A 26,810-nucleotide genomic window follows, 5' to 3' on the forward strand; every position below is an offset into this window, starting at 1 on the left:
GAGCATTATGATCTCTGGTGCCTTCCGTGGCGAGCAGGCTTGCCCTGCTTGGGGCTGCGCAGCGGCCCCGGTAAATTCACTGCGGTTTGCCAGGTAAAACAGGTTGCCTGGTTTTAGGGCCGCTTCGCAGCCCAACGCAGGGCAAGCCTGCTCGCCACAACAAGCTCATCAGCCGCAAAGATCAGCGTTGTTTCATGCGGTCGATGATGACGGCCAGCAACAGGATCGAACCCCGGATCACGTACTGGTAGAAAGTGTCGATGTTCTTCAGGTTCATCGCATTCTCGATGATCGCCAAAATCAGCACCCCGGCAATCACGTGACGGATCATGCCAATGCCGCCACTCAACGACACCCCGCCCAATACACACGCCGAGATCACGGTCAGCTCAAACCCCTGGCCAATCATCGGCTGGCCCGAGGTCATGCGCGAGGCGAGGATTACCCCGGCCAAGGCGCCGATCAAGCCGTGCACGGCAAAGATGATGATCTTGGTGCGATCAACGTTCACCCCGGCCAACAACGCCGCTTCCTGGTTACCACCGATGGCCATGGTGTTGCGCCCATAGGTGGTGTAGTTGAGCAGCCAGCCAAAGAACACAAAGCACAGCACGGTGATGATGATCGGCACCGGCACGCCCATCAGTTGGCCGTTGCCGAACACGAAGAAACCTTCGTCCATCACGCCGACGGCCTTGCCGTTGGAAAAGATGTACGCCAGTCCACGTACGATTTGCATGGTCGCCAAGGTCGCGATCAATGCGTTGATGCGCAGTTTGGCGATGACGATGCCGTTGATCAGCCCCACCACCAGGCCCATGGCCAACGCAGCGGACACGCCAAGCACCACGCTATCGGTGTCGCGGATCACAATGCCCGCGACCACGCCGGCACAGGCAATCACCGAGCCCACCGACAAGTCGAAGTGCCCCGACGCCAGGCAGAACAGCATGGTGCACGCCGCGATGCCCACGGTGGAAATCGCCAGGCCCAGCCCACGCATGTTCAACGGCGAAAGGAAGTTATCGATAAACAACGCGCTGAGCACAAAGATGCTCAACGCGGCGAGCAGCATCACCCAGTCATCGAGGAACTTGCGCTGGTTGAAACCCGGCCAGAAGCCCTTTGCAGTTTTTACCTCAGACATCATTCACCTCGAATTCTTCAAGCCCGCGAACGCGGGAGAGCCAGTTGCAACAGCCGTGCTTCGTCCGCTTGGTCGCGGGTGAGTTCGCCGGTCAGGGCGCCTTCGCTCATCACCAGGATGCGGTCGCTGATGCCCATCACTTCCATCAGGTCGCTGGACACCACGATCACCGCAATACCGCTGGCGGCCAGGTTGTGGATGATCTGGTAGATCTCCGACTTGGCGCCGATGTCGATACCACGGGTGGGCTCGTCCAGCAGCAGCACCTTCATCGGCATCGACAGCCAGCGGCCGAGAATGGCCTTTTGCTGGTTGCCACCGGAGAGGTACATGATTTTCTGTTCAGCGTTGGGCGTCTTGACCTTCATCGCCTTGATCTGCCGGTCGGCGTTGGTCGTTTCCCAGCCGTCGCGCAGCAGCCAACCGAAGGTGGAATGGGCACCGCGCGCGCTGATATTGATGTTCTCGGCCACGCTGGACAGCGGGATGATGCCCTCCTTCTTGCGGTCTTCCGGGCACAGCAGCACGCCGGCGGTTATGGCATCGCGGGGTGAACGCAATTGCAGTGTTTGCCCGCAGAGTTCCAGGCTGCCGGCGGTGCTGCGGGTCAAACCGCTCAGCAGCCGAAACAGTTCCGTGCGCCCCGCCCCGACCAATCCGAACAGGCCAAGAATCTCACCCTTGTGCACGTTAAGGTTGACCGGTTCACGCAGGCCAGGCCCGAGTAAGCCCTCGACCTTCAGCGCCACTTCACCTTTTTCCCGTGGCCGGTAATCGTAGATGTCCTGGATATCGCGACCGACCATGCAGGTCACCAACTGGTCATGGGTCAGCGCGCTCATGTCGTCGAAGGTGCGTACATAGCGGCCGTCCTTGAACACCGTCACGGCGTTGCAGATGCGGAACACTTCTTCCATACGGTGCGACACATAGAGCACGACTTTGCCCTCGTCACGCAGGCGCGTGATGATCGCCATCAAGCGGTCGATCTCCCGCGCCGACAAGCTGCTGGTGGGTTCGTCGAAGGCAATCACATGGGCGCCACGGGACAACGCCTTGGCGATTTCCACCAGTTGGCGCTGGCCAAGGGACAGGCGTCCGAGCTTTTCGTCCGGATCGATTTCATCGGCCAGGCCCTTGAGACAGGCCAACGCTTGCTTGCGCAACTGGCCGCGATTGACCACGCCGAAACGGGTCGGCAAATGCCCAAGAAAGAGGTTCTCGGCGACGGTCATTTCCGGCACCAGGTGCAGCTCCTGGTGGATGACCGCCACGCCGCTGGCAATGCTGTCGGCGGCGGACTTGAAGTCCATGGTCTGCTCGCCGATCTGCAGTGTTCCGCTGCTCGGCAGGTAGGCGCCGCCGAGAATCTTCAGCAGCGTCGACTTGCCAGCGCCGTTCTCGCCCATCAACGCGTGCACCTCGCGCGGCCGCGCTTCAAAGCTGATCTGCGCCAGGGCTTTCACACCGGGAAATTCCTTGCCGATGCCGTTGAAACGCAGGGCCGCGCCGGTCATTTCCACAGCCCGATTTTGCTCAACTCTTCCTTGAAGTTGGCGCGGGTGATCAGGGTCACGTTATCCAGCGCGGTGAACTTGGCCGGCTCGGTGCCCTTGGTAACCCACTCGAACATCGCGCTGGCGGTTTTGTAGCCGGAGGCGTCAGGGCTTAGCAGCATCGAGCCATAGAAGCCGGTGTCGGACTTCTTCAGTTCCTCAATCGCATCGGTGCCGTTGATGCCGACGCCGATCACATTGGCCGCCTTGAACCCGGCGCTTTCGGTGGCACGTACGCCACCCAGCACCGTGCTGTCGTTCATGCCGCCGATGATCAGGTTTTTCGCACCGCTGGGCAGTTTCACCAGGGCCGAGTTGGTGGAATCCATGCTGCCGGGCACGTCGAGGGTTTTCTGCGCACTGAACAGGATGTGGTCAGCGGGCAGGCCGGCAGCCTTGAGGCCTTCGACCGAACCGTCAGTGCGTTTCTTGCCGGTTTCCAACTCGTCGAACGTGTTGATGACGGCGTAGGTTTCCTTCCAGTCCCAGTTGCGATGCTTGGCTTCGGTAGCCATGGCTTCGCCTTGTTTCTGGCCGATCTTGTAGGCGTCCAGACCGACGTAGGGCACGTCTTCCATAGGCTTGCCCTTGGCGTCGACAAAACGGTCGTCGACCGCCAGCACTTTAAGGTTATTGAGCTTGGCCTTGGCCATGATCGCCGGGCCGAGTGACACGTCTGGCGGGCAGATCACAAAGCCCTTGGCGCCGTTGGCGGCCAGGGTGTCGATGGCCGACAAGGTTTTTTCACCGTCCGGCACGGCGATCTTGATCACGGTGAAGCCCTGGTCCTTGCCGGCTTTTTCGGCGAAGGCCCATTCGGTCTGGAACCAGGGTTCTTCGGCCTGCTTGACCAGGAAACCAATCTTCACTTCTTCAGCGAGCGCCACGCTGCTGAACGCCATTGCCAGCGCCAAAGTGCCTAGAGTCTTCTTGAACATGGACCACCTCCTTCTTGTTATTGGAAAACGGTTTAGTCGTGGTACATCACAGAACGCCCGCCATCGATCATCAGGCAGGTTGCATTGATAAAGGGCGCCTCGTCGGTCGCCAGGAACAGTGCCGTCATCGCTACCTCGACCGGCTGGCCAATGCGCTTGGGCGGGTGCAGGTCGAAGGCGCGCTGGCGCTCGGCGTGGGGGTCGGGAAAACCGTTCCAGTAGTCGACGTTGAGCTGGGTTTCGATGTAACCCGGCGCGATGGCATTCACGCGGATGCCCTTGGGCGCGTATTCGATGCCGAGGGCGCGGGTCAGGCCGAGCAGGCCGTGCTTGGCCACGGGATAGGGAAAGCAGCCGGGGATGATGTGGCTGGAATGGGTGGACGCAATGTTGATGATGTTGCCGATGCCCTGCTCGATCATGTGCGGCAACACCGCGCGGCAGCCGAACCAGGCACCGTCAAGGTCGATGGCGAAGCAGCGGCGCCAGTCTTCGTCGGTCATCTCCAGCGGGTCGCGGAACACGTTGACCCCGGCGCAATTGATCAGCACATCCACGCGGCCGAAGCGCTCGAGGGCCAGGTTGACCAGTGCCTGCCATTGATCCTTGGACGTGATGTCGACGGCTTGCGCGTGAATCTCTGCGCCGCGTTCACGCCAGTGAGCGGCGACCTTTTCGACCTTTTCGCCTTGGATATCCGCGATGATCAACTGTGCCTGTTGGGCCTGGAAACACGCGACGATGGCCTCGCCAATGCCCTGGGCGGCGCCGGTGATGATCACCACTTTGCCTTTGAGCCGCTCGCCATAGGTTGGCTCGGGCACGGCGGGGAGTGACAAGGGTTGTGCCTGCATCGCTTCACCTGTTTTATTTTTGGTAGTGAGTGCTGATGCAGCCGACTATAAACCCATCATTTGAAATATCTCAATATATAAATTTGCATCCCACATAGTGAGCATAAAAACAAAAAAACCGGCGAATCGTCGCCGGTTATTTGTAGGGCCTTCTCCGTCAGCCGAGGGCGAAGTCACGCAGTGCGTCGCCTTCCATGCGATAGCGCACCCACTCTTCCTGCGGCTGGGCGCCGATGGATTTGTAGAAGGCAATCGCCGGTTCGTTCCAGTCCAGCACGCTCCACTCAAAGCGCCCGCAACCGTTATCAAAGGCGATCTTCGCCAGGTGGCGCAGTAGCTTCTTGCCCGCCCCGCCGCCGCGCTGTTCCGGGTTGATGTAGAGGTCCTCCAGGTACAGGCAGTTGCTGCCCAGCCAGGTGGAATAGCTGAAAAAGAACACCGCAAAGCCAATCGGCAAGCCGTCGCGCAGGCAGATCAGGCCATGGGCGGTGGCGCCTTCACTGAACAGGCTACGCTCGATGTCCACCACACTGGCGATCACTTCGTGCCGGGCTTTCTCGTACTCGGCAAGCTCGGTGATGAACGTCAGGATCTGCGCAGCATCGCTGGGCACGGCGGGGCGAATCTCGATGGTCATGGGCGAGCCTTGGCAATTTCAAAGCACACATACTAAGACGCTTTCGTGACGGATTGCAGTGCAATTTCACTGCATACCCTTACTCCGTCCACGGCTAACGCTGGCACCACCAACCACACAACAATCGGCAAAGCGGTGCATGGTAAAAAGTCCGGCATAACTCCAATGACTTCCAGGCCCTCTTATGCATTCCAAGTCTGCGGTGAGCACGCCGCTGTTCGCCCTTTTTTGCCTTGCCAGTTTTCTGTTATCGCTGTCTTACGGCTCGACTTTTCTGTTGTCGTTGCTGATTCATACGCGCGGCGGTAACGAGCACGATGCAGGCAGTGTGATCTCCATGGCGATGCTCAGCACCTTCGTGGCGGTGGTGGTCTCCGGGCATTTGGCTGATGCGCTGGGCGCGGCGCGGGCGATTGCGGGATTGGGCCTGTTGTTGGTGGTGGCATGCCTGGGTTTTGCCCTGATGCCAGGTTTCGGCCTGGGCTTGATGGGGTTTGGCCTGGCCCTGGGACTCGGTTGGGGGGTGTTCTATACCTTAGGGCCGATCATCGTGGCCATGCTGGTGGAACCACAGCAGCGGGCCAAATACTTTGCGTTATTGTCCGGCAGCATGATGAGCGGGATCGGGGCCGGCCCCTTGCTCGGGCGTGCGGCCAGCGCATTGGAGCTGCCGCTGACCAGCGCGTTTTACATCGCCGCCTTCGCCAGCCTGATGGGCGTGGTGATGTTCTGGCGACTGGGCGCCCATCTCAAACAAGACACGGTTGTGGCAAAAATTTCCTGGCGTGCCACCCGCCAGGTGCTGTCATCGCGGGCGGTGTTCGCAATCATCATGGTCGGCCTGGGCGGTTGTGTGTTCGGCGGGTTGTCCTCATTCCAGACCAGCTACGCAGCGGCGCATTCCCTGGACTATTCGCTATTTTTCGTGGGTTTCCTGAGCGCGGCGATTACCAGCCGCTTGTTGATTGCAGGGTTTGTCGTCAGGCGTGATGCCTATCGCTCGGCGTGCGTACTGTCGGGGCTGATGCTGGTGTCGGTGTTGATGTTCGGCTTCACGGTATCGGGGACCTTCAGCTACCTGCTCGCCGCCATCACTCTAGGCGTGGGTTATGGGCTGACGTACTCGGTGATCAACGGGCTGGTGGCCAATGAAGCCCCCGCTGGCACCACGTCCCAAGCGTTGCTGCTGTTCAGCCTCGGGTACTTCGTCGGGGTGTTCGGGTTCCCGATGCTGGCGGGGCGGATCATCGTCGAGTATGGCCTGCAATCGCTGCTGCTGAGTGTGACGGCCGTGGCGTTGCTCAATTGGTTGATCAGCCTCGCGAGACTGATCTGGCGGCGGGCCTCGGCACACAAAATCTTACAGGTGAGCTAAGACCGTTCGTCGCCATCAAGGCACGAACGCCAAGGCCTGGCTGACCAATAGAGGGTAAGGACATTAATCATATGGAGACACCCTCATGAAAAATTCCAAGTTTGCTGCCCTCGCCCTCACAGGCCTGTTGTCTGCTGCATCGCTGAGCGCCTTTGCCGCCAGCTCGACCACCGGGCCCACCGATCCAACGCCGAATGCCACCACCGAGTCGCAGAAATCCATGGGTACCGGCATGGACACCAATGGTGGCGCGGTCATTGAGCCCGGTGCTGACCCGCGCACCCAAGGCAACGATACCCAGCGTCAAGCGCCTGCTGCCGTCGGTAACGGCAAAATGGGCCCGGCGATCAACCAGCCCAACATCAACAAAGGCGATGACTCCAACGTCCCAGGTGCCCCGAAACAACCTGCGCCTTGATCCATCGAACGCAAGACGAACACCCGATCATTTCCCAGTGAAGAGGTACGCATGAACGTCGATAGAAACCTTGAAAAAGAAGTCCTCACCCGCCTGCTGCACGCCCATCCGCAAGGCCTGGGCAAGGAGGTGCTGGATAACTACCGCGGCGAAAAAGAGGTGGCCAGTGTCTTGGCGTTCCTGCAGGACCGCGGGTTGATCAAGGATGGGCATGTGACCACTGACGCTGCCGGTGAGTATGCGTTGAATCTGCCGATCAAGCTGACGGCGTCTGGGGTGGATGAGGCGCGTAAGTTGGATAGCGCCAGCTCCCAGTAATACGTTGTTGGCTGGTCTGATCGAAGCGCTGAAAAAACCGGCTGAACACAAACCCACTGTAGGAGCCGGCTTGCCGGCGATGGCGGCGCATCAGTCACCGTAACGGTTGCAGATAAACCGCCATCGCTGGCAAGCCAGCTCCTACAGGTTTTGCTGCGTTTGCTCAGTGAGGAGTATGTCAACTTCGGCAGTGCCCGGGGAAGTTGCAGGTCCCCAGCGTGTCACCGCCAACGCCGCTGCCGCATTCGCACGGCGTGCCGCTTCAGCAGGTTTCAAACCTTTGGCAAGGCCAGCAATAAACACCCCTGCATGCGCATCCCCCGCGCCGTTGCTGTCCACCGCCGTAACCTTGAAGCCCGGTACATGTTCAGCCTGGCTCTGACGACTGACCCAGCAACCATTCGGCCCATCACGCACCACCAGCAAGGCATCAACGGGCAGGTGACGATTGAGATCGACCAGCGCATCCGCCAACGTACCCGCTCCGGTAAACGCCAGGGCTTCCGGGCCATTACTGGTCCAGATATCGATGCGCGGCAACAACGCCACCATCAGCGCTGAATCCGGCGCCTTGACCAACGGGCCCGGGTCGAACACCACGGTGATCGCTCGCGGTAGCGTCAGCAGCCAGTCGAGCAATGCCTGCGCCTTGCCTTCCAATAAAAGGCTGTAGCCGCTGACATACACGTAATCGTCCGCTTGCGGGACCATTCGCGCCAAGTCATCGGCACTCAAGTCACCTTCAGCGCCGATATGGGAAATGAAGGTGCGCTCAGTGGTGGCCTCGGTCAGCGATACACACAAACCGGTGTCTTTATCGGTGCTGGCCGCCTGGGCCATTTCGACCCCTTCGGCCTGCATCGCCGCACGGGCCAGGTCACCAAAGCGCCCATTGCCATGACGCCCGAGGTAAACCACCGGCAACCCATTGCGCCGCGCGGCCGCCATCACATTGAAGCCCCCTCCGGCCTCAAAGCTGGCCGATTGCGCCAGCACATCGCCGCCGGTGGCGGGCAGGGTATCGAGAGCCATGACCAGGTCGACGATGACCTGGCCTGTGTGCAGCAATCTAGACATTAGGACGCTCTACCAAAGCCGGGCGACGGTCAGCCGCGCCACCCAGTACTGCATAAATTCCGCCGGCCACCAGAAAGGTGACGATCCAGCCGAGGCCGTTGTGGCCCAGCCAGGAGTCGGACAAAGGCCCGGCGAACCAGATGTTTTCGGCAGTGGTGCCGATGGTGGTGAAGCTGAAACCCAGCACGATCGCCACCGCCCAGGCGCCGAACGCACGCCATTCCACACCACCGCGGTACCAGTAGGCGCTGCTTGGGCTCACGTCCAGCAGGTCCTTGGGGCTGTAGTGGTGACGGTGCATCAGGTCAACCACGAAGATGCCGACCCACGCCGTGATCGGCACCGCCAGCAACGAGATGAACGTGATGAACGGGCCGTAGAAGCTGTCGGCGATCAACATGAAGTAGATCGAGCCGGCGAAGATCGCCACGATGTCGACGATCACCGCATGCACACGCTTGACCTTCAAGCCGAGGGTCAGTGTGGTGAGACCCGCCGAGTACACCGACAAGTTGTTGGACAGCAGCAGCCCGCCAAACGCGGTGATCAGGTACGGCACCGCCATCCAGGTCGGCAGCATGTCGCGGATCGCGACGATCGGGTCAGTGGCGGAGGCCAGGTCGTTGTTGCCCACCGACAGCAAGCCGCCAAGGGTGATCAGCAACACCAGCGGAATGCCCGCGCCAAACGCGGCCGATGCCACCAGGCGCACGGCGGTGACGCTGCGGTGCTGATAGCGCGACATGTCGGCACCGGCATTCGCCCAGCCAATACCGGTACCGGCAGCCATGGTGCCGACGCCGATGATCATCGCGCTCAACGGCGCCGGGGTGGCGTTGAACACTGCGCTCCAATCGATGGTGGCGCAGAGGAAGCCGCCGACCAGAATGTTCAGGGCGCCAAACACATACGTGGCCCACTTCTGGATCACCAGCAACGTGGCATGGCCCAGGCCGGAAACCGACAAGGTCAGCAACACGAAGATGGCGATAAAGATCAGGGTCAGCACCGGCGCGCTTTTCGCCTCGACCGGCGAACCAAACAGGATCGAGCACAGCGACAGCAGCACAAACGCGGCCGTGGTGGTGTTGACGGTTTCCCAGCCCAGGCGCGACATCAGCGACACCAGCGTCGGCCCGATATTGCCGCGCACACCGAAGATGGCACGGGACAGCGTCAGGCTCGGCGCACGCCCACGGCGGCCAGCGATGGAGATGATGCCCACCACCGCGAACGAACCGGCAGCGCCGAGGATCGCCACGATGATTGCCTGCCAGATCGCCAGGCCGCGAAACGCCACCAGCGTGGCGCCGAGCGGCAAACCGAGGATGCTGATGTTGGCGGCGAACCACACCCAGAACAGTTGCAGCGGGTGCCCGTTGCACTCGCCTTCAGGGACCGGTTCGATGCCGCGTGTTTCCAATTGCCCGGCACTTTGGCCGGAAGAGGTGCTGCTCATGAGGGGGTGCTCCTGGTGCCTGTATTGTTGTGGTTGTGGCAGAAAATCAAAGCGTTAACCGGTCATCCTGACTCGACGCAACCTATGTAGGAGCTGGCTTGCCGGCGATTGCGATGTTCCAGCCACTGCATCGCCAACTGACCAATCGCCATCGCCGGCAAGCCGGCTCCTACAAGGTTCAGCGCAATTTGAGCAACCCTTGAACCAGCGGCTGCAACTCCAGGCCATTGACCTGTTTGACCTGTTCGATCATCGCGTCAGGCCAGCACTGCATGCCCAGGCACGCGCCCAGCATGGCGCCGAGAATGGCGGCAATGGTGTCAGTGTCGCCGCCAAGGCTGGCGGCCAGACACAGCGCTTCGAAGGCGTTCAACTCGCCCACCGCCACTTGCTGGGCCAGGGCAAACGACACCACCACCGACTCCTGGGACGCGACGGAAGTACCGATCAATTCGTACAGCAGGTCGGCGAACAGGGCTTTGTCGCCGCTGCCGACGCTCAGGGTGCGTGCCCAACTGATGCGCGTGGAAATACGCCCGCCGGCAATCCAGTGACCATGGCCTTCAGCCTGCTGGGCAATCTGGGTGCCGATGTTCAGTGCTTCGCCCAGGTCCGCGCCGTTGATGCCGGCCGACACCACCGCCGCCACCGCCGCCGCACTGGAAATTCCCAGGGTGGTGTTATGGGTGACCTGGCAGGCCTGGATCACCGCCTGGATAAACCGCGCCGGGTCGCTGACGTCGGCGGCGATCCCCACCGGGGTGATGCGCATCGCAGCGCCGTTGGTGGTGCCGTAGCGGCCAGACTCTTCCGGCGTGTGACCGGCGAGGATCATGTCGATGGCACGCTTGGTGGAGGGGCCGAGCAAATCCTGCGAGCCCTTGGCGCGCATCACTGCTTCCCAATCGATCAAACGCTGGGCGAGCACCGTCGGTTCGATGACGCCCTGCCCCTCCACCAGCAACTCACCCACCAGGATCGCCTGCTCGGTGTCATCGGTGATGGAACCGGCAGGCATGTTCGGCGCAATCGGCTGGTCGGCGTCGGCATCTTCCAGGCCAGTGATGGCGCCGAAACGCGCCCGGACCTGCTCGCGGCTCAAGGACTGGGTCGGCATGCCCAGGGCATCGCCCAATGCCAGGCCGTAGAAAGCGCCGAGGGCGCGAGTGTGCGGGGTCATTTCGAGTTTCCAAACTGGAGGTGCAGGCGAAAGTGCAGCGGGTCGAGCAAGCTTTCGACATGCTCCATGAAACGTTCGCGACGGTCGTAGGTGGTCCGTGAGGCCTTGAGAAACACCGTGCCTGCAGGACGGCCGAGCAACTCGGCGTCTTCGTCGCTGAGGGGTTCGGCGCCGATCCATTGGTCACCTTCGGCGCCGACGTAACCGTAGGCGGCCAGGGTGATGGTCAGGGAGTTATCGATCAGGCCGACTTTAGGCAGGCTTTCCAGGCCGCCAGATGCGGGCATCAACGAGCGTTCCAGGGAGACCGCTGTGCCGTCGGTGGTGCGGCGACGGCGATCAAGGGCAATGAATTGGTCGCTGCCGAAACGGCTGAACAGGTCGGGACGGGTCACCGCTTCCAAGCGCAGGATGTCGGTGTTCACTCGCGCCCCTGTGTCGGCCAGGGCCTGGGCCCAACCGCTGCGTTGGTCGAGCACCATGCCGTCAAAGGTGACAATCGAGCCGACGCCGCTCTGGGTCGCGATGTAGTTTCGGCGCTTCAACTCGGCGAGGGCTTCGCGCAGGGTGCCACGGCTGACCGCAAACTCTTCGGCCAACTGGTGCTCGCCCGGCAGCAGGAAACCGTCGGCCATCACTCCACCCTCGATACGGCGGATGAGCTCGTCGACGACGCGTTTTTTCTTATCAAATCGAACATGTCTAATCATGTACAAATTGATAACCGAAAGCGCCTATTTACAGCAAGCGAATTATTTCAGAGAGATGAAGAAACCGGCCTCAGGGTTCCAGGCCAATACGGAAAAACTCCCCGCCGCTCCAGACGCCCAGCCAGTTCTGACCGTTGATCGGACGGCTCACCGCCAACTCCACCAATTGGTAGAACACGTTGCGATGCACCAGGGCTTCGAGGTTGGTGCGCACCCGCAGATAGGGCGCGGGTTCCTGGGTGTCAGGGTCGATCACCACACGCAAGGGGTGTTCAAGGCCCGCTTCGATCTGATCGTCCACGTTGGTGGTAAAGCGCAGCAACTGGCCTTCGCCCTGCCCTTCGACCTCCAGCGTTAGCGCCACGAACGGCGCATCATCGACGCTGATGCCAACCTTTTCCACGGGAGTGACCAGGAAGTAATCATCACCATCGCGGCGAATGATGTTGGAGAACAGTTTGACCATCGGCTTACGTCCGATCGGCGTGCCCTGGTAAAACCAGGTACCGTCGCGGGCAATGCGCATGTCGATGTTGCCGCAGAAGTCCGGGTTCCACAGGTGTACCGGCGCCGGTCCCTTGCCCTTGGGCAGTTGGGCCAACAGGTCGTTGGCTTTGGCGGAATCGGTCATGGGGTTCTCCTGGTGCTTATTGATCACTCATGCCCAACAGGCTACGGGCGTACTGGCGCAGCGGACGGGCAATCAGATCTTGTGGCTTGTTGTCGTGGAACGTCAGCAAACCGCCACGACTGCGAATACGTGCAGTATCGATCAAATACTGGGTGCTGGTCTCGATCAACATGATCTGGATGACGCCGCTGTCCAGCCCAACGCGGTCGAGGGCTTCTTGGTCGGCCCACTCATCGGCGTTGCCGATCCGGTCATCCGCCTTGGCGAAACGGCAGTACAGCAGGTAGTGAGCGCCAGCCGCGCGGGCTTCGGACATTGCCTGCTCCAAGCCTTCCGGCTGACGGGCGCGGCGCACCATGGGGAAATATTCGATAAAGCCGTTGAAGGCTTCCTCGGCCACCACGTTTGGACGCGGATAAGCGCTGCCCGGCGGCACAAAGGCGCCCTGGGCGATAAACACGAAAGAATCCGGCTGTATGCGAACCGAGGCGGTGCGACGGGTATCGCTGTGATCCAGCAAACCGGCATCGCTCATCTGATAGCGGGTGCCTTCGGCCATATCGCTGACGGTCATGCAACCACTCAGCGTCAACGACGCCAGCAACAAAACCAGACTACGCATCCTAATCCTCCAGAAGCCGGTGACGGAAAACCGGCGAATGGGCGTGAGATGCAGAATTCAGGCCATTGTAGGAGCCGGCTTGCCGGCGATCGCGGTGAATCAGCCGCCGATGATCTTCATGATGGTCGCGCCGCCGGAGAAAGCCACTTCCTGCTTGTCTCCCAACGCTTTCATCAACAAGCCTTGCAACGCAGGCAGTGCTTGATGACGTGGCTTGTCCAGCAGGTCGCCGACATAGTGACGATTGCTCGACGACAAACAGCCATGCAGCCAGCCGGTGGACGACAACCGCAACCGCGAGCAGGTCCGACAGAACGGCACGCTTTCGTTGGCAATGACTCCGAAATAGCCCTTGCCGGGTATTTCATAACGCACCGCCGTCGCGTCAATGGGCGCACTGGCTTGCAGGTACTCATGCTGTTCGCCAATCAGGCCGAGCAGTTGTTGCAGGCTGACAAACTGCTGCAGAAACGCGTTGGAGTCCTTGGCCAGGTGGCCCATGCGCATCAACTCGATAAAGCGCAGTTCATAACCCCGCTCCAGGCAGTACTCAAGCAGCGGCATCACCTGGTCGAGGTTCTGGCCGCGCAATGGCACCATGTTGACCTTGATCTTGATCCCGGCGGCGCGAGCCTGGTCCATGCCGTCGAGCACAGTGGCCAGGTCGCCGCCACGGGCGATGCTGCGGAAGGCATCCGCATCCAGGGTATCGAGGGAGACGTTGATGCGCTTGATCCCAGCGTCCACCAACAGCGGCAGTTTGCGCGCCAGCAGTTGGCCATTGGTGGTCAGGCTGATGTCACTGAGGCCCATCTGCCCGACGGCGCCCATGAAGGCTTCCAGCTTGGGACTGACCAGCGGTTCACCGCCGGTGATGCGCAGGCGGTCGATGCCGGCGGCCTCGATCAGGTAAGCCACGCCACGGGCCATGGCCTCGGCCGAGAGTTCGTCCTGGGCAGCCACCAGCCGCTTGCCGTTGGGCACGCAGTAGGTACACGCGTAATTGCAGGCTGAGGTCAGGCTGATCCGCAAATTGCGAAAACGCCTGCCTTGACGATCAACGATCATGGATCACTCCGGCAGAGGATGATTCGGGCGCGCTAAAAGCTGACTGATAAATCAGCTTTTAGCAAGAGTCCTTGCCTGAGTATATTCCTGGGGTACTACGCGTGGCAGCAAATCATTACGTGGAAGGCGATTCCAGCGGCGGCTGCTCGGTGCTGTGCTTGCGCTTGTTGCCCATGCGCACGCCGATGTCCATCAGGAACTGGAAGAACCCTTCCTGATCTTCCAGCACATTGCTCCAGAACGGCGAGTGATACAGCGCCACGGCGCCATGCACCAACGCCCAGGCGGCGCAGTAGTGGAAATACGGCGGTACGTCTTCGAGCTTGCCTTCGCTGATGCGGCCCTTGATCAACAGGGTCAGGCGTTCGAAGTTCGACGCACGGATCTTGTGCAGCTCCTCGACCATCTCCGGCACCTGATGGCCCTTGACCACCTTCTCTTCCAGGCGGTCGAACAGGCGATAGCGCTGCGGGTCGCGCATGCGGAACTCGAAGTAGGCGCGGGACAGCGCTTCCTTGTCCTTGTCCACATCGGCCGAATGCAGCAGTTCGTTCAGGTCGCGCTCGTAGTCGAGCATCAGGCGCAGATAGATCTCGGCCTTGGACTTGAAGTGCTTGTAGATCGTGCCTTTGCCGATACCCACGGCATCCGCGATCATCTCGACGGTGACGCTGTCTTCACCCTGTTCGAGGAACAGCTTGAGGGCGGTGTCGAGAATTTCCTGCTCACGGCGGCGAAACTCACGGACCTTACGGGGTTCTTTGTGCATGAGGAAGAGGTCTGCAAAGGTCAAAATAGGGAGGGTGACGCAGGGCCACGGATACGCGGCGATACGATTTACCCGGTGCGAGGGATTATCCCGACTGAACGGTCGCTGGGCAATGCCTATGTGAACCGCAAACGCACTTTACTTTCAGCGCGCCAACGTTTTCATGAATCTCAGTCAGAAATAATACGCAACAACTGCCGCCGTGCACCGGCCCAATGAGAACTCAAGCGAAGCGCGCGTATTCCAAATCTGTTTAAAAAACGACCAGGCGCGACTGGACTGAATCGGATACTGATCAATACTTGAACTGTCGGCGTGACATCTCCCCCAAGTGACGCGCCGACCTGGGTACCAACGGACCGCGTACCCTTGTTTTACTCCTAATGGTCTTAGCCCGGATTCACCCCCCAGAACCCGGGTTTTTTTTGCCTGCGTTTTGGCCGCGTCAGCCAGCGACGTGAGCCAGCGGGAACAGGCGTTTGAAGTTCTCGGTGGTCTGCTCGGCAAAGCGCTCATAGGACTCACCCCGCAGCATCGCCAGGTAATCCGCCACATCACGCACGTACTCGGGCAGGTTCGGCTTGCCACGATGAGGAATGGGCGCCAGGTACGGTGAGTCGGTTTCCACCAGCAAGCGGTCCGCCGGCACTTGGCGGGCGACGTCGCGCAGGGCGTCGGCATTGCGGAAGGTCACAATGCCCGACAGAGAGATGTAGAACCCCAGGTCCAGGGCAGCCTTTGCCATGTCCCAGTCCTCGGTGAAGCAATGCAACACGCCAGCCTGGGGCAGCGCAGCTTCGCGCAACAGGGTCAGAGTGTCGGCACGGGCGCCACGGGTGTGGACGATCACCGGTTTGCCGGTCTGCTGGGCGGCTTGCAAGTGCAGGCGGAACGAAGCCTGCTGCAACTCGGCGGCTTCGGGCTCGTAGTGGTAATCCAGGCCGGTTTCGCCGATAGCCACCACGCGTGGGTGATTGAGCTCAGTCAGCAGCCAATCAAGCGCTGGCGCTTCACCGGGCTTGAGGTCCAGCGGGTGAATGCCCACCGAGCAATCCACATCAGCGTAGCGATCAGCCAGGGCCTTGACGTCGGCCGCGTTTTCGGCGCTGACGCCGATGCACAGGAAGTGCCCTACTCCGCGCTGGCGTGCGGCTTCGAGGGCAACATCAAGTGAACCGCCGTGCTGGGTCAGGTCAAGGCGATCGAGGTGGCAATGGGAATCTACGAGCATAGGGATCTACAACTTCAGTCACGAAAAGTGTCTGGCCGACGATACACCTGTCGGCCACATAATTTAACGGCGGCCGAGCAAGCCAACCCACTGCACCAGCAGCGCCTCAAGCAACAGCACGCGGTTAAGGTTGGCCTTGCCGAGTACCTTCTGGCGCTGGGCGAGGATCCAGTCCTGGATCGTCAGCACCTTGTCCTGGGCACTTTTCTGCGCCAGGTACTGCACCACTTTGCGCATATCCGGCAGGCCCAGGCCGTTTTCATCCTGGGTCAGCTGGTAGCGCAGGATCAGGCTCGACCAGTCGCAGAACCAATCGAACAGCAGCAGCAGGGGAATGTCCTTCCAGGCAGTTTCGGCTAGCTGGGTGGCGGAAACTTCCTGCTTGATGAGTTTCTTGACGCCCTCCACCACCAGCGCGCGTTGCTCACGCACGCCCTGGGCTTGCAGCTTGACCGCCGCCAATGGCGAACCGGCCGCCAGGGTCAGCAGTTCGACCCGCTCGTCCTGGCTGCACTCCGGCAACGCCTGCGCCAGCCACTCAAGGCTCATGGCCTCGCTCGGCAGCGGACATGCCTGCTGTACGCAACGACTGCGGATGGTTGGCAACAAACGGCTGGACTGGTGACTGACCAGCAACAACACAGTATCGCCAGACGGCTCTTCCAGGCTCTTGAGCAAGGCGTTGGCGGCGTTGATGTTCATCGCCTCCACCGGCTCGATCAGCACAACCTTGCGCCCGCCCATCTGCGCGGTCTGCACCACGAAGCTGACGAGGTCGCGCACCTGGTCGACCTTGATCGCCTTGTCGGCCTCCTCGGGCTCCAACAGGTAGTTATCCGGGTGACTACCGGCCTTGAGCAGCAGGCAGGACTTGCACTCGCCGCAAGCTTCCAGGCTGACCGGGCGCTGGCACAAAAGGCTGGCCATGAGACGCTCGGCCAGGTCACGCTTGCCGATCCCGACCGGCCCATGCAACAGGTAGGCGTGGGCGTGCTGCGCGCGCCCGGCCAGTTGTTGCCACAGGCTGTCCTGCCACGGGTAGGCTTCAGCCACGGGCGCGCTCCAGCAGTGTCGGCAACAGCGCGTCGATGGCCTGCTGCACCTGGGCCAGCGGTTGGGCGGCGTCCAGCAGGTAGTAGCGCGCAGGTTCGGCCGCGGCACGCTTGAGGAACGCGGTGCGTACGGCGTCAAAGAAGGCCTGGCCTTCCAGCTCGAAGCGATCCAGGCGACCCCGGGCGCTGGCGCGAGCCAGGCCGACTTCCACCGGCAGGTCAAAGACTAGGGTCAGGTCAGGGCGCAGGCTGCCTTGAACGAAGGTTTCCAGGGTGGCGATGCGTTCCAGGGACAGGCCCCGACCACCGCCCTGGTAGGCATAGGTGGAATCGGTGAACCGGTCGCAGATCACCACGGCACCGCGTGCCAGGGCCGGACGAATCACTTCGGCCAGGTGCTGGGCACGGGCGGCGAACACCAGCAGCAGCTCGGTATCCGGGTTCATCTGCTCTTCACCCGGCGCCAGCAGCACTTCGCGGATACGCTCGGCCAGCGGTGTGCCGCCGGGCTCACGGGTCAACACCACCTCAATGCCTTCGCTGCGCAGACGCTCAGCCAAGTAATCACGATTGGTGCTTTTGCCGGCGCCTTCGGGGCCTTCCAGGGTAACAAACAAGCCAGTCACAGGCAGTCCTTAGTCAGAATTATTGCAGGCTTTGCGGTGCGGTGGTGTCCGGCGCAGCTTCGGCCGGTTTATCAGCAGACGCATCGGGCGATGGCGCGACGTCTTCCGCAGGTTTCACCGCTGGCGCCGGGCTGGAGCGGTAATCGGCGCGGCGCTTGAGCTGGAACTCCCGCACGGCGGCATTATGCGCATCCAGGTTATCGGAGAAAATATGGCTGCCATCGCCTCGGGCAACGAAATACAGGCTGCTGCCCGGCACCGGGTTCAGCGCGGCATGGATCGCCTCCCGGCCGACAATGGCGATGGGCGTCGGCGGCAGGCCGGCGACCATATAGGTGTTGTAGGGGTTGGCTTCCTTGAGGTGGGCGCGGGTCAACTTGCCGTTGTAGCGTTCGCCCAGGCCGTAGATCACCGTCGGGTCAGTCTGCAACAGCATGCCGACCTTCAGGCGGCGCACAAAGACGCCGGCGATCTGCCCACGCTCTTCAGGCACGCCCGTCTCTTTCTCCACCAGGGAGGCCATGATCAACGCTTGATAAGGGTCGGTGTACGGCGCATCAGCCGCACGCTTGCTCCACTCCTGGGCGAGTACATCGTCCAGACGGTTGTAGGCTTTTTTCAGGAATTCGACGTCGGTCATCCCACGTACGAAGCGGTAGGTATCCGGGAAGAACCGCCCTTCGGGAAACACGCCGGGGTGACCGAGCTTGTCCATCACCTCCGTGTCGCTCAGGCCTGCGAGGGTCTGCACGATCTTTTCATGCTTGGCCAGCGCCGAACGCACCTGGCGGAAGTTCCAGCCTTCCACCAGCGTCAGGCTGTATTGCACCACTTCGCCACGCTGCCACAGGCCGATCAGGCCTTGCGCCGTCATGCCAGGGGTCATGCGGTATTCGCCGCTGTGCAGAGGTTGGCCGTCGAGGTTGAAGCGCCAGTACAGGCGTAACCAGAAGGCGCCATCCAGCACACCCTCGGCTTCCAGGCGATTGAAGGTACCGGAGGGGGTTGCCCCGGCCGGTACGTCGAGCAATTGCTCCTGGGTCAGGTTCAAGGGCTGCTTCAGGGCCGCGTCGTATTTCCAGGCGCCATAGCCCAACAGCAACGCCGCCGAGAACAGACCGATCAGCAGCAGTACAACCAGTTTTCGTATCAACTCAAATTTCCAATAGCGCGCGAACAATGCCCTGCAGTTTACGGGTGAGCGGCCCAACCGGCCAGCTCATCCCAGCGCAACCGCGCACCGGCCAAATGCCATAAACGCTGTTGCACACGAAGACTTCGTCGGCCTGCTGCAACTGCTCAAGATCGATGTCAGCCACGGCCACCGGGAGGCCCAGGCCATCTGCCTGGGCCAGAATCTCGGCGCGCATCACGCCGGCAACGCCGCAACGGGTCAGATCAGCGGTTAGTAACAAGCCGTTGCGCACCAGGAACAGGTTGCTGAATACGCCCTCGATGACACGCCCGGACATATCCAGCATCAAGCCTTCAGCGTGCTCGGCGTCTTGCCACTCGGCACGGGCGATTACCTGTTCGAGGCGATTGAGGTGCTTGAGACCGGCCAGCAACGGCTGTTCGGCCAAGCGGGTCGCACACGCAAACAGACGGATACCGTCGACTGCATGGGCGTGGGGATAGGTAGCGGGCGGGTTGCCCTGCAAGATACGGCGCACCGGCGCGCCAGGGTTGATGCCATAACCGCGCAGGCTGTCGCCACGGGTGAGGATCAACTTGAGGACACCGTCGCCGAGGGCGGCGGCATAGGCCAGCACTTCGCTGCGGATCACCACTGGGTCCGCAACCAAGGCGAGACGCCTGCAACCCTCATCGAGGCGTTGCAGGTGACGGTCGAGCAGCACCGGCTGCCCGGCCCTGACGGCGATGGTCTCGAACAACCCATCACCATACGCCAGGCCGCGATCTTTCAGGGGCACGCTGTCCGCTGGCTGACCGTCGACCCAGCTGTGCATCACTCGGCGAACCGGCGGAACACCAGGGAACCGTTGGTGCCACCAAAACCGAACGAGTTGGAAATCACCACGTCGATCGGCATTGGCTGCGCTTCGTGAGGCACGAAGTTCAGGTCGCAGCCTTCGTCCGGCTCATCCAGGTTGATGGTCGGCGGAGCGACCTGATCCTTGATGGCCATGACGCTGAAGATCGCTTCGACCGCGCCCGCCGCACCCAACAAGTGGCCGGTCATGGACTTGGTGGAACTGACCGCCAGGTTGTAGGCGTGCGCGCCGAACACCGACTTGATGGCTTCGGCTTCCGCCAAGTCGCCAGTCGGAGTCGACGTGCCGTGGGCGTTGATGTACTGCACCTGGTCCGCATTGACCTTCGCATCGCGCAGGGCATTGGTGATGCAACGCGCAGCACCGGCACCGTCGGACGGTGGCGAAGTCATGTGGTAAGCATCGCCGCTCATGCCGAAACCGATCAGCTCGGCGTAGATAGTGGCGCCACGCGCCTTGGCGTGTTCCAACTCTTCCAGCACCAGGGCACCGGCACCGTCGGACAGTACAAAACCGTCACGGCCTTTGTCCCATGGACGGCTGGCGCGGGTGGGTTCGTCGTTGCGCGTCGACAGCGCACGGGACGCGCCGAAGCCGCCCATGCCGAGGCCGCAGGCCGCCATCTCGGCGCCACCAGCGATCATCACGTCGGCTTCGTCATAAGCGATGTTGCGCGCAGCCATGCCGATGCAGTGCGTGCCGGTGGTGCACGCCGTGGCGATGGCGTAGTTAGGCCCCTGTGCACCCAAGTGGATCGACAGGAAGCCGGAAATCATGTTGATGATCGAGCCCGGAACGAAGAACGGTGAAATTCGACGGGGGCCGGAATCGTGCAACGTGCGGCTGGTTTCTTCGATATTGGTCAAACCGCCAATACCCGAACCCATGGCCACGCCGATGCGATCACGGTTGGCGTCGGTGACTTCCAGGCCGGCATTACGCACTGCCTGAAAACCGGCTGCCAGGCCGTATTGAATGAACAGGTCGAGTTTGCGGGATTCTTTGACCGAGAGATATTCCTCGACATTGAAACCCTTTACCGAGCCGCCAAAACGGGTGGAATAGGCAGAAAGGTCCGTGTGTTCGATCAGACCAATACCACTGTGGCCAGCCAGAATGCCCTGCCAACTGCTCGGCACATCCGTGCCCAGTGGCGACAACATACCCATACCGGTGACTACGACGCGTCTACGCGACACAGCACTCTCCTTTTTCTAATGACGACACTTTTGCTTCAGCGCTTGTTTTTCATCAGGGCTAAAGAAAAAACCGCACGCCGTTACAGCAGTGCGGTTTTTCCCTGACAGCAAGCGACGACTACAAACTATTACGCCTGGTGGCTAGTAACGTAGTCGATAGCAGCTTGAACAGTAGTGATTTTTTCAGCTTCTTCGTCCGGGATTTCGGTCTCGAATTCCTCTTCCAGAGCCATCACCAGCTCAACGGTGTCAAGGGAATCGGCACCCAGGTCTTCTACGAAGGAAGCAGTGTTGACCACTTCTTCTTCTTTAACGCCCAGTTGCTCGGCGACGATTTTCTTGACGCGCTCTTCGATGGTGCTCATACCTTGTTTAACTCCTAATGGACAAATTCAGGCAGCTGGCCAGTGGGTAAGTGTATAGAAAGCCTTTTCAGCTTTTCAACTGAAAGCTTCACCCTGTACCCGGTCGGCCACCTGCCTATAAATTAAGTTGCAGCTTTATAACGGATTTTAGACAGCTCGTATGACATTTTTTTGAAGCGATCCGTCACAATTTAACTCATGTACATCCCGCCGTTCACCGGGATTGTAGCCCCAGTCACGTATGCCGCACCGTCGGATGCCAGGAAAGTGACCACATTCGCGATCTCTTGAGCCTGACCCAGACGGCCCAGCGGAATCTGCGTCAGCAAGGCTTCACGCTGTGCTTCCGGCAGTTCGCGGGTCATATCGGTGTCGATGAACCCTGGGGCCACCGAGTTGACCGTAATCGACCGCGAGCCGACTTCACGTGCCAAGGCACGGCTGAAACCTTCCAGACCGGCTTTGGCGGAGGCGTAGTTTACTTGGCCTGCGTTGCCCATGGCACCCACTACGGAGCCAATATTGATAATTCGGCCCCAGCGCGCCTTGGTCATGCCGCGCAAAACGCCCTTGGACAGGCGAAACAGACTGTTCAAGTTGGTGTCGACCACGTCGTACCACTCGTCGTCTTTCATGCGCATCATCAGGTTATCGCGGGTGATGCCGGCGTTGTTCACCAGAATCGCCGGTGCACCGAACTGTGCGGTGATCTCGGCCAGTACGGCAGCCACGGACTCATCACTGGTCACGTTCAGCTCAAGGCCAGTGCCTTGCACGCCATTTTCCTTCAGGGTCGCGGCGATACGCTCGGCGCCCGAAGCGGACGTGGCGGTGCCGATCACAACGGCGCCCTGACGGCCCAGTTCCAGGGCGATCGCCTGACCAATGCCACGGCTTGCGCCGGTAACCAGTGCAACTTTACCTTGCAGACTCATGCAGGCTTCTCCTTAGTTCGGGGATTAGGCCAGTGCCGCGCGAGCGGCAGCGAAGGCATCCGGGGTATTGAGGTTGGCAGTCGACACGCCGTCGGCGCAGCGCTTGTTCAGGCCGGCCAGGACTTTACCCGGACCGCACTCGACCAGCTCGGTGGCGCCATTGGCGGCCAGGGTCTGGACCGATTCAACCCAGCGTACGGGCTTGTAGAGTTGCTCCAGCAAGTCGCGCTTGAGGGTGTCGAGGTCGGCAGCCACGGCTGCGCTGACGTTCTGTACCAGCGGAATCTGCGGCGCCTGCCAGTTGATGGCAGCGATGGACTCGGCAAAACGCTCGGCCGCCGGGCGCATCAGCTCGCAGTGCGACGGCACGCTCACCGGCAACGGCAGCGCACGCTTGGCGCCACGGGCCTTGCAGCCTTCGATGGCACGCTCGACTGCAGCCTTGGCACCGGCGATCACCACCTGGCCAGGGGAGTTGAAGTTCACGGCGCTGACCACTTCGCCCTGGGCCGCTTCGGCGCAGGCTTCGATCACCACGGCGTCGTCCAAGCCCAGGATAGCGGCCATGCCGCCCTGCCCGGCCGGAACGGCTTCTTGCATCAGTTGACCACGGCGCTCGACCAGCTTGACGGCCTCACCGAGGGTCAGGCTGCCCGCCGCCACCAGAGCGCTGTATTCGCCCAGGCTGTGACCGGCAACGAATGCCGGACGCGCGCCGCCTTCCGCCAGCCACAAGCGCCACAGGGCGATCGAAGCGGTCAGGATGGCCGGCTGGGTTTTATCGGTTTGATTGAGCTGCTCTTCCGGCCCTTGCTGGGTCAACGCCCACAGGTCGTAACCGAGGGCGTCGGAAGCTTCTTTAAAGGTGTCCAGGATCAGCGGGTACTGCGCGCCCAGCTCGGCCAACATGCCGAGGGACTGCGAACCCTGCCCTGGAAAGACGAATGCGAGGGATGTAGACATGTAACAAGCCCCTAATGATCTGGTCGTCAAAAATGCACACTCCTACGGTGGGAGCGCACGAAACTGACAGATTGGATGGTCAATTGAACTGGCCGGTCACATTTAAGCACTCTCGGGCCGATTCGCCTAAGGCAACAGGTCCTCAAGACGGCCGTGCAAGCGTTGCGGCAGGTTTTCCTGGATCTCGATCAGGGCCCGCGCGATCGCGCTTTGAAAGCCTTCCACGCCAGCCGAGCCATGGCTTTTCACCACAATGCCCTGCAAACCCAGGAAACTCGCGCCATTATGCCGCGCCGGGGCCAGGTCGGCCTGCAGGCGGCGCATCAACGGCAGCGCCAGGGCGCCAACCATGCGCGACGCCAGGTTCTGCTTGAATAAGGCCTCAATGCGCGTGGCAATCATGGTCGCCAGGCCTTCGCTGGACTTGAGCAGGATATTGCCGACGAACCCGTCGCACACCACTACATCCGCCTCACCGCGATACAAGCCGTCACCCTCGACAAAGCCGATATAGTTCAAGCCGCGCGCACCTTGCAGCAAGGTGGCGGCCAGCTTGACCTGCTGGTTACCCTTGATGTCTTCGGTACCGATATTCAGCAACGCCACACGAGGGCGGGCCACGCCCAGTGCCTCGGCGGCCACCGAGCCCATCACGGCAAACTGGAACAAGTGCTCGGCACTGCAATCGACGTTCGCGCCCAGGTCCAGCAGTTGGCAATAGCCTTTCTGCGTCGGAATCGCCGCCACCATCGCCGGCCGGTCAATGCCAGGCAACGTCTTGAGCACAAACCGCGACAACGCCATCAACGCCCCGGTATTGCCGGCGCTGACACAGGCTTGCACCTTGCCATCACGCAGCAGCTCCAGCGCCACCCGCATCGAAGAGTCAGGCTTGCCACGCAGGGCCGCCGCTGGCTTTTCATCCATGGTGATGGTTTCGCTGGCTGGCGTAATCGTCAGGCGCGCACGATCCACCGCCGGATGGCTGGCAATCAGTTCTTCAAGTAGGGAGGGTTGACCGACGAGGGTCAGGTGCAGCGAGGGTGTTGCACACAGGCTGGCAATGCAGGCCTGAACAATGCTGCGGGGACCGAAGTCCCCGCCCATTGCGTCTATCGCGATGACTAGAGCAGACAAGTGATTACTCGTCAGCGCCCTTGTCGATCACTTTACGACCACGGTATACGCCTTCTGGCGATACGTGGTGACGCAGGTGAATTTCACCGGTGGTTTTTTCTACAGACAGAGTGCTTGCCGTCAGGGCATCGTGCGAACGACGCATGTCACGGGCAGAGCGGGATTTTTTGTTCTGCTGAACAGCCATAATTGATTAACTCCTAAACGTTTGGGTCACGCTTTAACTGCGCCAATACACTGAACGGGTTGGACCGCGTTACCTCGTCCTCGCTCGGATCGGGCTCGTCATCGAGACCCGCCGGCTGCTGGCATTCTTCCGGATGATGAGCAGGCACAATGGGCAAGGCGAGCAGAAGCTCCTCCTCGATCAGTGCATGCAGATCCAAAGGATCTTCGCCCAGTTCCAGCACGTCATAACCTTTCGGCAACGACTGGGTATTCGCACCCTCCTTCACCACAGCATAACTGCACTCGCTGTGGATCGGCAGGGTGACCAGCTCAAGACAACGCTGGCAAACCATTTTGACCTCGGTGTCGATAAAGCTGTGGATTACCACAGACTTACGTTCATCTCGTTCAAAAACGAATTTGGCCTGCACCGTACCGACAGTGTCGGAAAGCGGGTCGCAGAGTCTCTCCAAATCGGCCAGCAGCAACTCACCTTGAAGGGAAGTGCCACGATCAGCCAATTTGCGCGGGTCAACGTGAGGTGGAATCGGGTCATTCAACATAGGCGCAGCATTATAGGGATGCACCCAGCCATGTCAAAGGAAATTCAGCCCTGTGCGTCAGCCGGTCGCCCCGCTAGAATCCCCGGCTGCCCTGAGGAGACGCCCATGCTGCCTTTATTACTCGCATCCAGCTCGGTTTATCGCCGGGAATTGCTGAGCCGCCTGCACCTGCCGTTCATCTGCAGCTCGCCGGATATCGACGAAAGCCACCGTGAAAATGAGACCGCCGTAGAACTGGTCAAGCGCCTGGCCGAGCAGAAAGCCCGCGCACTCGCCGCCAGCCACCCAGGGCACCTGATTATAGGCTCCGACCAGGTCGCGGCGCTCGACGGCCGGATCATCGGCAAGCCCCATACCTTCGAAAACGCTCGCGAACAACTGCTGGCCGCGAGTGGCAAGCGTGTGAGCTTCCTCACCGGGCTGGCACTGCTGAACAGCGAGACAGGGCACTGCCAGGTCGACTGCGTACCCTTTACCGTGCACATGCGCGAACTGGACGCTGAACGTATCGAGCGCTATCTGCGGATTGAGCAGCCGTATGACTGCGCGGGTAGCTTCAAGGCAGAAGGATTGGGTGTGAGCCTGTTCCAGAGCACCGATGGGCCGGACGCGACCAGCTTAGTGGGCCTGCCACTGATACGACTGGTCGACATGCTGCTCGCCGAAGGCGTGCAAATTCCCTGAGAACACCACAAAACCACTGTAGGAGCTGGCTTGCCAGCGATAACGGTGGATCAGCCACCGCCAATGCCGGCTGACCCATCGCTATCGCTGGCAAGCCGGCTCCTACAGGGTATTTCAGCGCAGGGATGGGCCTTGGAAGCCCATGTAAAAGGCCAGCTTCTCCGCCACGCTGGCACCGAGCCGCTTGGAGAAACGATCAAACGGCGATTCTTCCACCGTGAAATCCACCAGCTCCTTCTCGCCAATCACATCCCGCGCCACCGAACTGGCACTGCCCAGGCCGTCGATCAGGCCCAGCGGCAACGCTTGTTCGCCCGACCACACCAGGCCGGAGAACAGCTCCGGATGATCCTTATCCTTCAGACGATCGCCACGCCCCTGCTTCACGCTGGCAATGAACTGACGATGCGTGGTGTCGAGTACGCCCTGCCAGAACTGAGTCTCGTCAGCCTTCTGCGGTTGGAACGGATCCAGGAACGACTTGTGCTCGCCCGACGTATAGGTGCGGCGCTCCACACCGAGCTTCTCCATGGTGCCGACAAAGCCGTAGCCGGCCGCCGTCACACCGATGGAACCCACCAGGCTGGCCTTGTCGGCGTAGATCTGGTCAGCAGCACTGGCAATGTAATAGGCACCCGAAGCGCCCAGGTCGGAAATCACCGCATACAGCTTGATATCAGGATGCAGGCCACGCAGACGGCGAATCTCGTCGTACACATAGCCGGACTGCACCGGGCTGCCGCCTGGGCTGTTGATACGCAGGATCACGCCCTTGACCTTCGGGTCTTCAAACGCGGCACGCAGGCTGCTGACGATATTGTCGGCGCTGGCGGACTCCTTGTCGGCAATCACCCCGCGCACTTCGATCAGGGCGGTGTAGTTGGCGCCACGGGTTGCGCTTTTTTCCATGTCCATCAGCGGGCTGAACAAGGCGAGCATGGCGATAAGCCAGACGAACGTCAGCAACTTGAAGAAAATCCCCCAACGCCGTGCACGACGCTGCTCCTGAACGCTGGCCAGGAGGGTTTTCTCCAGCAGCTTCCAGCTTTTGTCATCACTGCTTTCAGCCTTTTCGGGCGCTTTCCACTCGTCACTCATGCCATCCACCCCAGC

General features: G+C 60.9%; 30 protein-coding genes. 4 read left to right on the forward strand and 26 right to left on the reverse strand.

Features of this window, described 5'->3' with window-relative positions; all coding sequences use genetic code 11:
• Window positions 1-181 precede the first annotated feature (181 nt).
• From araH to HX868_RS24255, 5 genes are all read right to left on the reverse strand, one after another.
• Window positions 182-1,147 carry an L-arabinose ABC transporter permease AraH gene (araH, locus tag HX868_RS24235; RefSeq protein WP_028617559.1) on the reverse strand — a complete coding sequence of 322 codons (966 nt, stop codon included), beginning with the start codon at window positions 1,145-1,147 and terminating at the stop codon, window positions 182-184.
• 17 nt (window positions 1,148-1,164) lie between these two features.
• Window positions 1,165-2,664, reverse strand: coding sequence for an L-arabinose ABC transporter ATP-binding protein AraG (araG, locus tag HX868_RS24240; RefSeq protein WP_177004625.1), 1,500 nt, complete (start codon window positions 2,662-2,664; stop codon window positions 1,165-1,167).
• Window positions 2,661-3,641: a substrate-binding domain-containing protein gene (locus tag HX868_RS24245; protein ID WP_177004626.1), complete on the reverse strand. Its 981-nt coding sequence runs from the start codon at window positions 3,639-3,641 to the stop codon at window positions 2,661-2,663. The genes araG and HX868_RS24245 overlap by 4 nt, the downstream gene beginning before the upstream one ends.
• A 32-nt stretch (window positions 3,642-3,673) precedes the next feature.
• Complete coding sequence (locus tag HX868_RS24250; RefSeq protein WP_177004627.1) at window positions 3,674-4,495, reverse strand: SDR family oxidoreductase; 822 nt, start codon at window positions 4,493-4,495, stop codon at window positions 3,674-3,676.
• Between the two features lie 157 nt (window positions 4,496-4,652).
• Window positions 4,653-5,132 carry a GNAT family N-acetyltransferase gene (locus HX868_RS24255; RefSeq protein WP_010208407.1) on the reverse strand — a complete coding sequence of 160 codons (480 nt, stop codon included), beginning with the start codon at window positions 5,130-5,132 and terminating at the stop codon, window positions 4,653-4,655.
• Between the two features lie 184 nt (window positions 5,133-5,316).
• On the opposite strand from HX868_RS24255, the gene HX868_RS24260 reads away from it, so the two are divergent.
• The 3 genes from HX868_RS24260 (at window position 5,317) to HX868_RS24270 (ending at window position 7,243) form a co-directional block, all read left to right on the forward strand.
• Window positions 5,317-6,507 carry an MFS transporter gene (locus HX868_RS24260; RefSeq protein ID WP_177004628.1) on the forward strand — a complete coding sequence of 397 codons (1,191 nt, stop codon included), beginning with the start codon at window positions 5,317-5,319 and terminating at the stop codon, window positions 6,505-6,507.
• Between the two features lie 85 nt (window positions 6,508-6,592).
• A complete protein-coding gene (locus HX868_RS24265) occupies window positions 6,593-6,925 on the forward strand; it encodes a hypothetical protein (protein ID WP_095017287.1) in 333 nt (110 codons plus the stop codon).
• Between the two features lie 51 nt (window positions 6,926-6,976).
• Entirely contained in the window at window positions 6,977-7,243 is a 267-nt protein-coding gene (locus HX868_RS24270) for a hypothetical protein (protein WP_028617565.1), read from the forward strand.
• Window positions 7,244-7,384: 141 nt separating this feature from the next.
• Here HX868_RS24270 and HX868_RS24275 read toward each other — a convergent pair whose 3' ends face one another.
• The 20 genes from HX868_RS24275 to HX868_RS24370 all read right to left on the reverse strand — a co-directional run bounded on the left by HX868_RS24275 (window position 7,385) and on the right by HX868_RS24370 (window position 25,013).
• Window positions 7,385-8,320, reverse strand: a complete 936-nt coding sequence (locus HX868_RS24275; RefSeq protein ID WP_177004629.1) for a PfkB family carbohydrate kinase — start codon at window positions 8,318-8,320, stop codon at window positions 7,385-7,387.
• On the reverse strand, window positions 8,313-9,779 hold the full coding sequence (locus tag HX868_RS24280) for a purine-cytosine permease family protein (RefSeq protein ID WP_177004630.1): 1,467 nt from the start codon (window positions 9,777-9,779) through the stop codon (window positions 8,313-8,315). Before HX868_RS24280 ends, HX868_RS24275 begins: the two co-directional genes overlap by 8 nt.
• Window positions 9,780-9,957: 178 nt before the next feature.
• On the reverse strand, window positions 9,958-10,959 hold the full coding sequence (locus tag HX868_RS24285) for an ADP-ribosylglycohydrolase family protein (protein WP_177004631.1): 1,002 nt from the start codon (window positions 10,957-10,959) through the stop codon (window positions 9,958-9,960).
• Window positions 10,956-11,669, reverse strand: coding sequence for a GntR family transcriptional regulator (locus HX868_RS24290; RefSeq protein ID WP_177004632.1), 714 nt, complete (start codon window positions 11,667-11,669; stop codon window positions 10,956-10,958). Before HX868_RS24290 ends, HX868_RS24285 begins: the two co-directional genes overlap by 4 nt.
• A gap of 70 nt (window positions 11,670-11,739) precedes the next feature.
• Window positions 11,740-12,300 (reverse strand): DUF1285 domain-containing protein, encoded by a 561-nt coding sequence (locus tag HX868_RS24295; protein WP_177004633.1) that lies wholly within the window; start codon window positions 12,298-12,300, stop codon window positions 11,740-11,742.
• 16 nt (window positions 12,301-12,316) lie between these two features.
• Window positions 12,317-12,922, reverse strand: a complete 606-nt coding sequence (locus HX868_RS24300) for a DUF4823 domain-containing protein (protein WP_016979738.1) — start codon at window positions 12,920-12,922, stop codon at window positions 12,317-12,319.
• A gap of 99 nt (window positions 12,923-13,021) precedes the next feature.
• Window positions 13,022-13,990 (reverse strand): GTP 3',8-cyclase MoaA, encoded by a 969-nt coding sequence (locus HX868_RS24305; RefSeq protein WP_033901261.1) that lies wholly within the window; start codon window positions 13,988-13,990, stop codon window positions 13,022-13,024.
• A 115-nt stretch (window positions 13,991-14,105) separates the two neighbouring features.
• Window positions 14,106-14,759 (reverse strand): TetR/AcrR family transcriptional regulator, encoded by a 654-nt coding sequence (locus HX868_RS24310; RefSeq protein ID WP_016979740.1) that lies wholly within the window; start codon window positions 14,757-14,759, stop codon window positions 14,106-14,108.
• 445 nt (window positions 14,760-15,204) lie between these two features.
• Window positions 15,205-15,990, reverse strand: coding sequence for a TatD family hydrolase (locus tag HX868_RS24315; RefSeq protein WP_177004634.1), 786 nt, complete (start codon window positions 15,988-15,990; stop codon window positions 15,205-15,207).
• A gap of 63 nt (window positions 15,991-16,053) precedes the next feature.
• Window positions 16,054-17,043, reverse strand: a complete 990-nt coding sequence (locus tag HX868_RS24320) for a DNA polymerase III subunit delta' (protein ID WP_177004635.1) — start codon at window positions 17,041-17,043, stop codon at window positions 16,054-16,056.
• Window positions 17,036-17,668, reverse strand: coding sequence for a dTMP kinase (gene tmk, locus HX868_RS24325; RefSeq protein ID WP_177004636.1), 633 nt, complete (start codon window positions 17,666-17,668; stop codon window positions 17,036-17,038). Before tmk ends, HX868_RS24320 begins: the two co-directional genes overlap by 8 nt.
• Before the next feature lie 19 nt (window positions 17,669-17,687).
• Window positions 17,688-18,821 (reverse strand): endolytic transglycosylase MltG, encoded by a 1,134-nt coding sequence (gene mltG, locus HX868_RS24330; protein ID WP_177004637.1) that lies wholly within the window; start codon window positions 18,819-18,821, stop codon window positions 17,688-17,690.
• A 1-nt stretch (window position 18,822) separates the two neighbouring features.
• A complete protein-coding gene (pabC, locus tag HX868_RS24335; protein ID WP_177004638.1) occupies window positions 18,823-19,638 on the reverse strand; it encodes an aminodeoxychorismate lyase in 816 nt (271 codons plus the stop codon).
• Window positions 19,638-20,882, reverse strand: a complete 1,245-nt coding sequence (fabF, locus tag HX868_RS24340; protein ID WP_016979749.1) for a beta-ketoacyl-ACP synthase II — start codon at window positions 20,880-20,882, stop codon at window positions 19,638-19,640. Before fabF ends, pabC begins: the two co-directional genes overlap by 1 nt.
• A gap of 128 nt (window positions 20,883-21,010) precedes the next feature.
• Window positions 21,011-21,247 (reverse strand): acyl carrier protein, encoded by a 237-nt coding sequence (gene acpP / locus HX868_RS24345; RefSeq protein ID WP_003175607.1) that lies wholly within the window; start codon window positions 21,245-21,247, stop codon window positions 21,011-21,013.
• Window positions 21,248-21,438: 191 nt separating this feature from the next.
• A complete protein-coding gene (gene fabG / locus HX868_RS24350; RefSeq protein ID WP_005790544.1) occupies window positions 21,439-22,182 on the reverse strand; it encodes a 3-oxoacyl-ACP reductase FabG in 744 nt (247 codons plus the stop codon).
• A gap of 24 nt (window positions 22,183-22,206) precedes the next feature.
• The gene (gene fabD / locus HX868_RS24355; RefSeq protein WP_021491483.1) at window positions 22,207-23,145 is read right to left on the reverse strand and encodes an ACP S-malonyltransferase; all 939 of its coding nucleotides are present in this window, start codon (window positions 23,143-23,145) and stop codon (window positions 22,207-22,209) included.
• Window positions 23,146-23,271: 126 nt separating this feature from the next.
• The gene (gene plsX / locus HX868_RS24360; protein WP_177004639.1) at window positions 23,272-24,282 is read right to left on the reverse strand and encodes a phosphate acyltransferase PlsX; all 1,011 of its coding nucleotides are present in this window, start codon (window positions 24,280-24,282) and stop codon (window positions 23,272-23,274) included.
• A 4-nt stretch (window positions 24,283-24,286) separates the two neighbouring features.
• Window positions 24,287-24,469: a 50S ribosomal protein L32 gene (rpmF, locus tag HX868_RS24365; RefSeq protein WP_008152339.1), complete on the reverse strand. Its 183-nt coding sequence runs from the start codon at window positions 24,467-24,469 to the stop codon at window positions 24,287-24,289.
• 13 nt (window positions 24,470-24,482) lie between these two features.
• Window positions 24,483-25,013 (reverse strand): YceD family protein, encoded by a 531-nt coding sequence (locus tag HX868_RS24370; RefSeq protein WP_177004640.1) that lies wholly within the window; start codon window positions 25,011-25,013, stop codon window positions 24,483-24,485.
• Window positions 25,014-25,118: 105 nt separating this feature from the next.
• Between HX868_RS24370 and HX868_RS24375 the strand changes: the two genes are divergently transcribed.
• Complete coding sequence (locus HX868_RS24375) at window positions 25,119-25,697, forward strand: Maf family protein (RefSeq protein ID WP_177004641.1); 579 nt, start codon at window positions 25,119-25,121, stop codon at window positions 25,695-25,697.
• Between the two features lie 114 nt (window positions 25,698-25,811).
• On the opposite strand, the gene HX868_RS24380 is transcribed toward HX868_RS24375, so the two are convergent.
• Window positions 25,812-26,795: a S49 family peptidase gene (locus HX868_RS24380; RefSeq protein ID WP_177004642.1), complete on the reverse strand. Its 984-nt coding sequence runs from the start codon at window positions 26,793-26,795 to the stop codon at window positions 25,812-25,814.
• Window positions 26,796-26,810 lie beyond the last annotated feature (15 nt).

Origin of the sequence: Pseudomonas reactans, from assembly GCF_013385825.1 — a bacterium.
Taxonomy (GTDB): Bacteria; Pseudomonadota; Gammaproteobacteria; order Pseudomonadales; family Pseudomonadaceae; genus Aquipseudomonas; species Aquipseudomonas reactans.

Coding starts and splice junctions, on each gene's coding strand:
- araH (WP_028617559.1), bottom strand. CDS start 1,147: ATGTCTGAGGTAAAAACTGCAAAGGGCTTCTGGCCGGGTTTCAACCAG.
- araG (WP_177004625.1), bottom strand. CDS start 2,664: ATGACCGGCGCGGCCCTGCGTTTCAACGGCATCGGCAAGGAATTTCCC.
- HX868_RS24245 (WP_177004626.1), bottom strand. CDS start 3,641: ATGTTCAAGAAGACTCTAGGCACTTTGGCGCTGGCAATGGCGTTCAGC.
- HX868_RS24250 (WP_177004627.1), bottom strand. CDS start 4,495: ATGCAGGCACAACCCTTGTCACTCCCCGCCGTGCCCGAGCCAACCTAT.
- HX868_RS24255 (WP_010208407.1), bottom strand. CDS start 5,132: ATGACCATCGAGATTCGCCCCGCCGTGCCCAGCGATGCTGCGCAGATC.
- HX868_RS24260 (WP_177004628.1), top strand. CDS start 5,317: ATGCATTCCAAGTCTGCGGTGAGCACGCCGCTGTTCGCCCTTTTTTGC.
- HX868_RS24265 (WP_095017287.1), top strand. CDS start 6,593: ATGAAAAATTCCAAGTTTGCTGCCCTCGCCCTCACAGGCCTGTTGTCT.
- HX868_RS24270 (WP_028617565.1), top strand. CDS start 6,977: ATGAACGTCGATAGAAACCTTGAAAAAGAAGTCCTCACCCGCCTGCTG.
- HX868_RS24275 (WP_177004629.1), bottom strand. CDS start 8,320: ATGTCTAGATTGCTGCACACAGGCCAGGTCATCGTCGACCTGGTCATG.
- HX868_RS24280 (WP_177004630.1), bottom strand. CDS start 9,779: ATGAGCAGCACCTCTTCCGGCCAAAGTGCCGGGCAATTGGAAACACGC.
- HX868_RS24285 (WP_177004631.1), bottom strand. CDS start 10,959: ATGACCCCGCACACTCGCGCCCTCGGCGCTTTCTACGGCCTGGCATTG.
- HX868_RS24290 (WP_177004632.1), bottom strand. CDS start 11,669: ATGATTAGACATGTTCGATTTGATAAGAAAAAACGCGTCGTCGACGAG.
- HX868_RS24295 (WP_177004633.1), bottom strand. CDS start 12,300: ATGACCGATTCCGCCAAAGCCAACGACCTGTTGGCCCAACTGCCCAAG.
- HX868_RS24300 (WP_016979738.1), bottom strand. CDS start 12,922: ATGCGTAGTCTGGTTTTGTTGCTGGCGTCGTTGACGCTGAGTGGTTGC.
- HX868_RS24305 (WP_033901261.1), bottom strand. CDS start 13,990: ATGATCGTTGATCGTCAAGGCAGGCGTTTTCGCAATTTGCGGATCAGC.
- HX868_RS24310 (WP_016979740.1), bottom strand. CDS start 14,759: ATGCACAAAGAACCCCGTAAGGTCCGTGAGTTTCGCCGCCGTGAGCAG.
- HX868_RS24315 (WP_177004634.1), bottom strand. CDS start 15,990: ATGCTCGTAGATTCCCATTGCCACCTCGATCGCCTTGACCTGACCCAG.
- pabC (WP_177004638.1), bottom strand. CDS start 19,638: ATGCACAGCTGGGTCGACGGTCAGCCAGCGGACAGCGTGCCCCTGAAA.
- acpP (WP_003175607.1), bottom strand. CDS start 21,247: ATGAGCACCATCGAAGAGCGCGTCAAGAAAATCGTCGCCGAGCAACTG.
- fabG (WP_005790544.1), bottom strand. CDS start 22,182: ATGAGTCTGCAAGGTAAAGTTGCACTGGTTACCGGCGCAAGCCGTGGC.
- fabD (WP_021491483.1), bottom strand. CDS start 23,145: ATGTCTACATCCCTCGCATTCGTCTTTCCAGGGCAGGGTTCGCAGTCC.
- rpmF (WP_008152339.1), bottom strand. CDS start 24,469: ATGGCTGTTCAGCAGAACAAAAAATCCCGCTCTGCCCGTGACATGCGT.
- HX868_RS24370 (WP_177004640.1), bottom strand. CDS start 25,013: ATGTTGAATGACCCGATTCCACCTCACGTTGACCCGCGCAAATTGGCT.
- HX868_RS24375 (WP_177004641.1), top strand. CDS start 25,119: ATGCTGCCTTTATTACTCGCATCCAGCTCGGTTTATCGCCGGGAATTG.
- HX868_RS24380 (WP_177004642.1), bottom strand. CDS start 26,795: ATGAGTGACGAGTGGAAAGCGCCCGAAAAGGCTGAAAGCAGTGATGAC.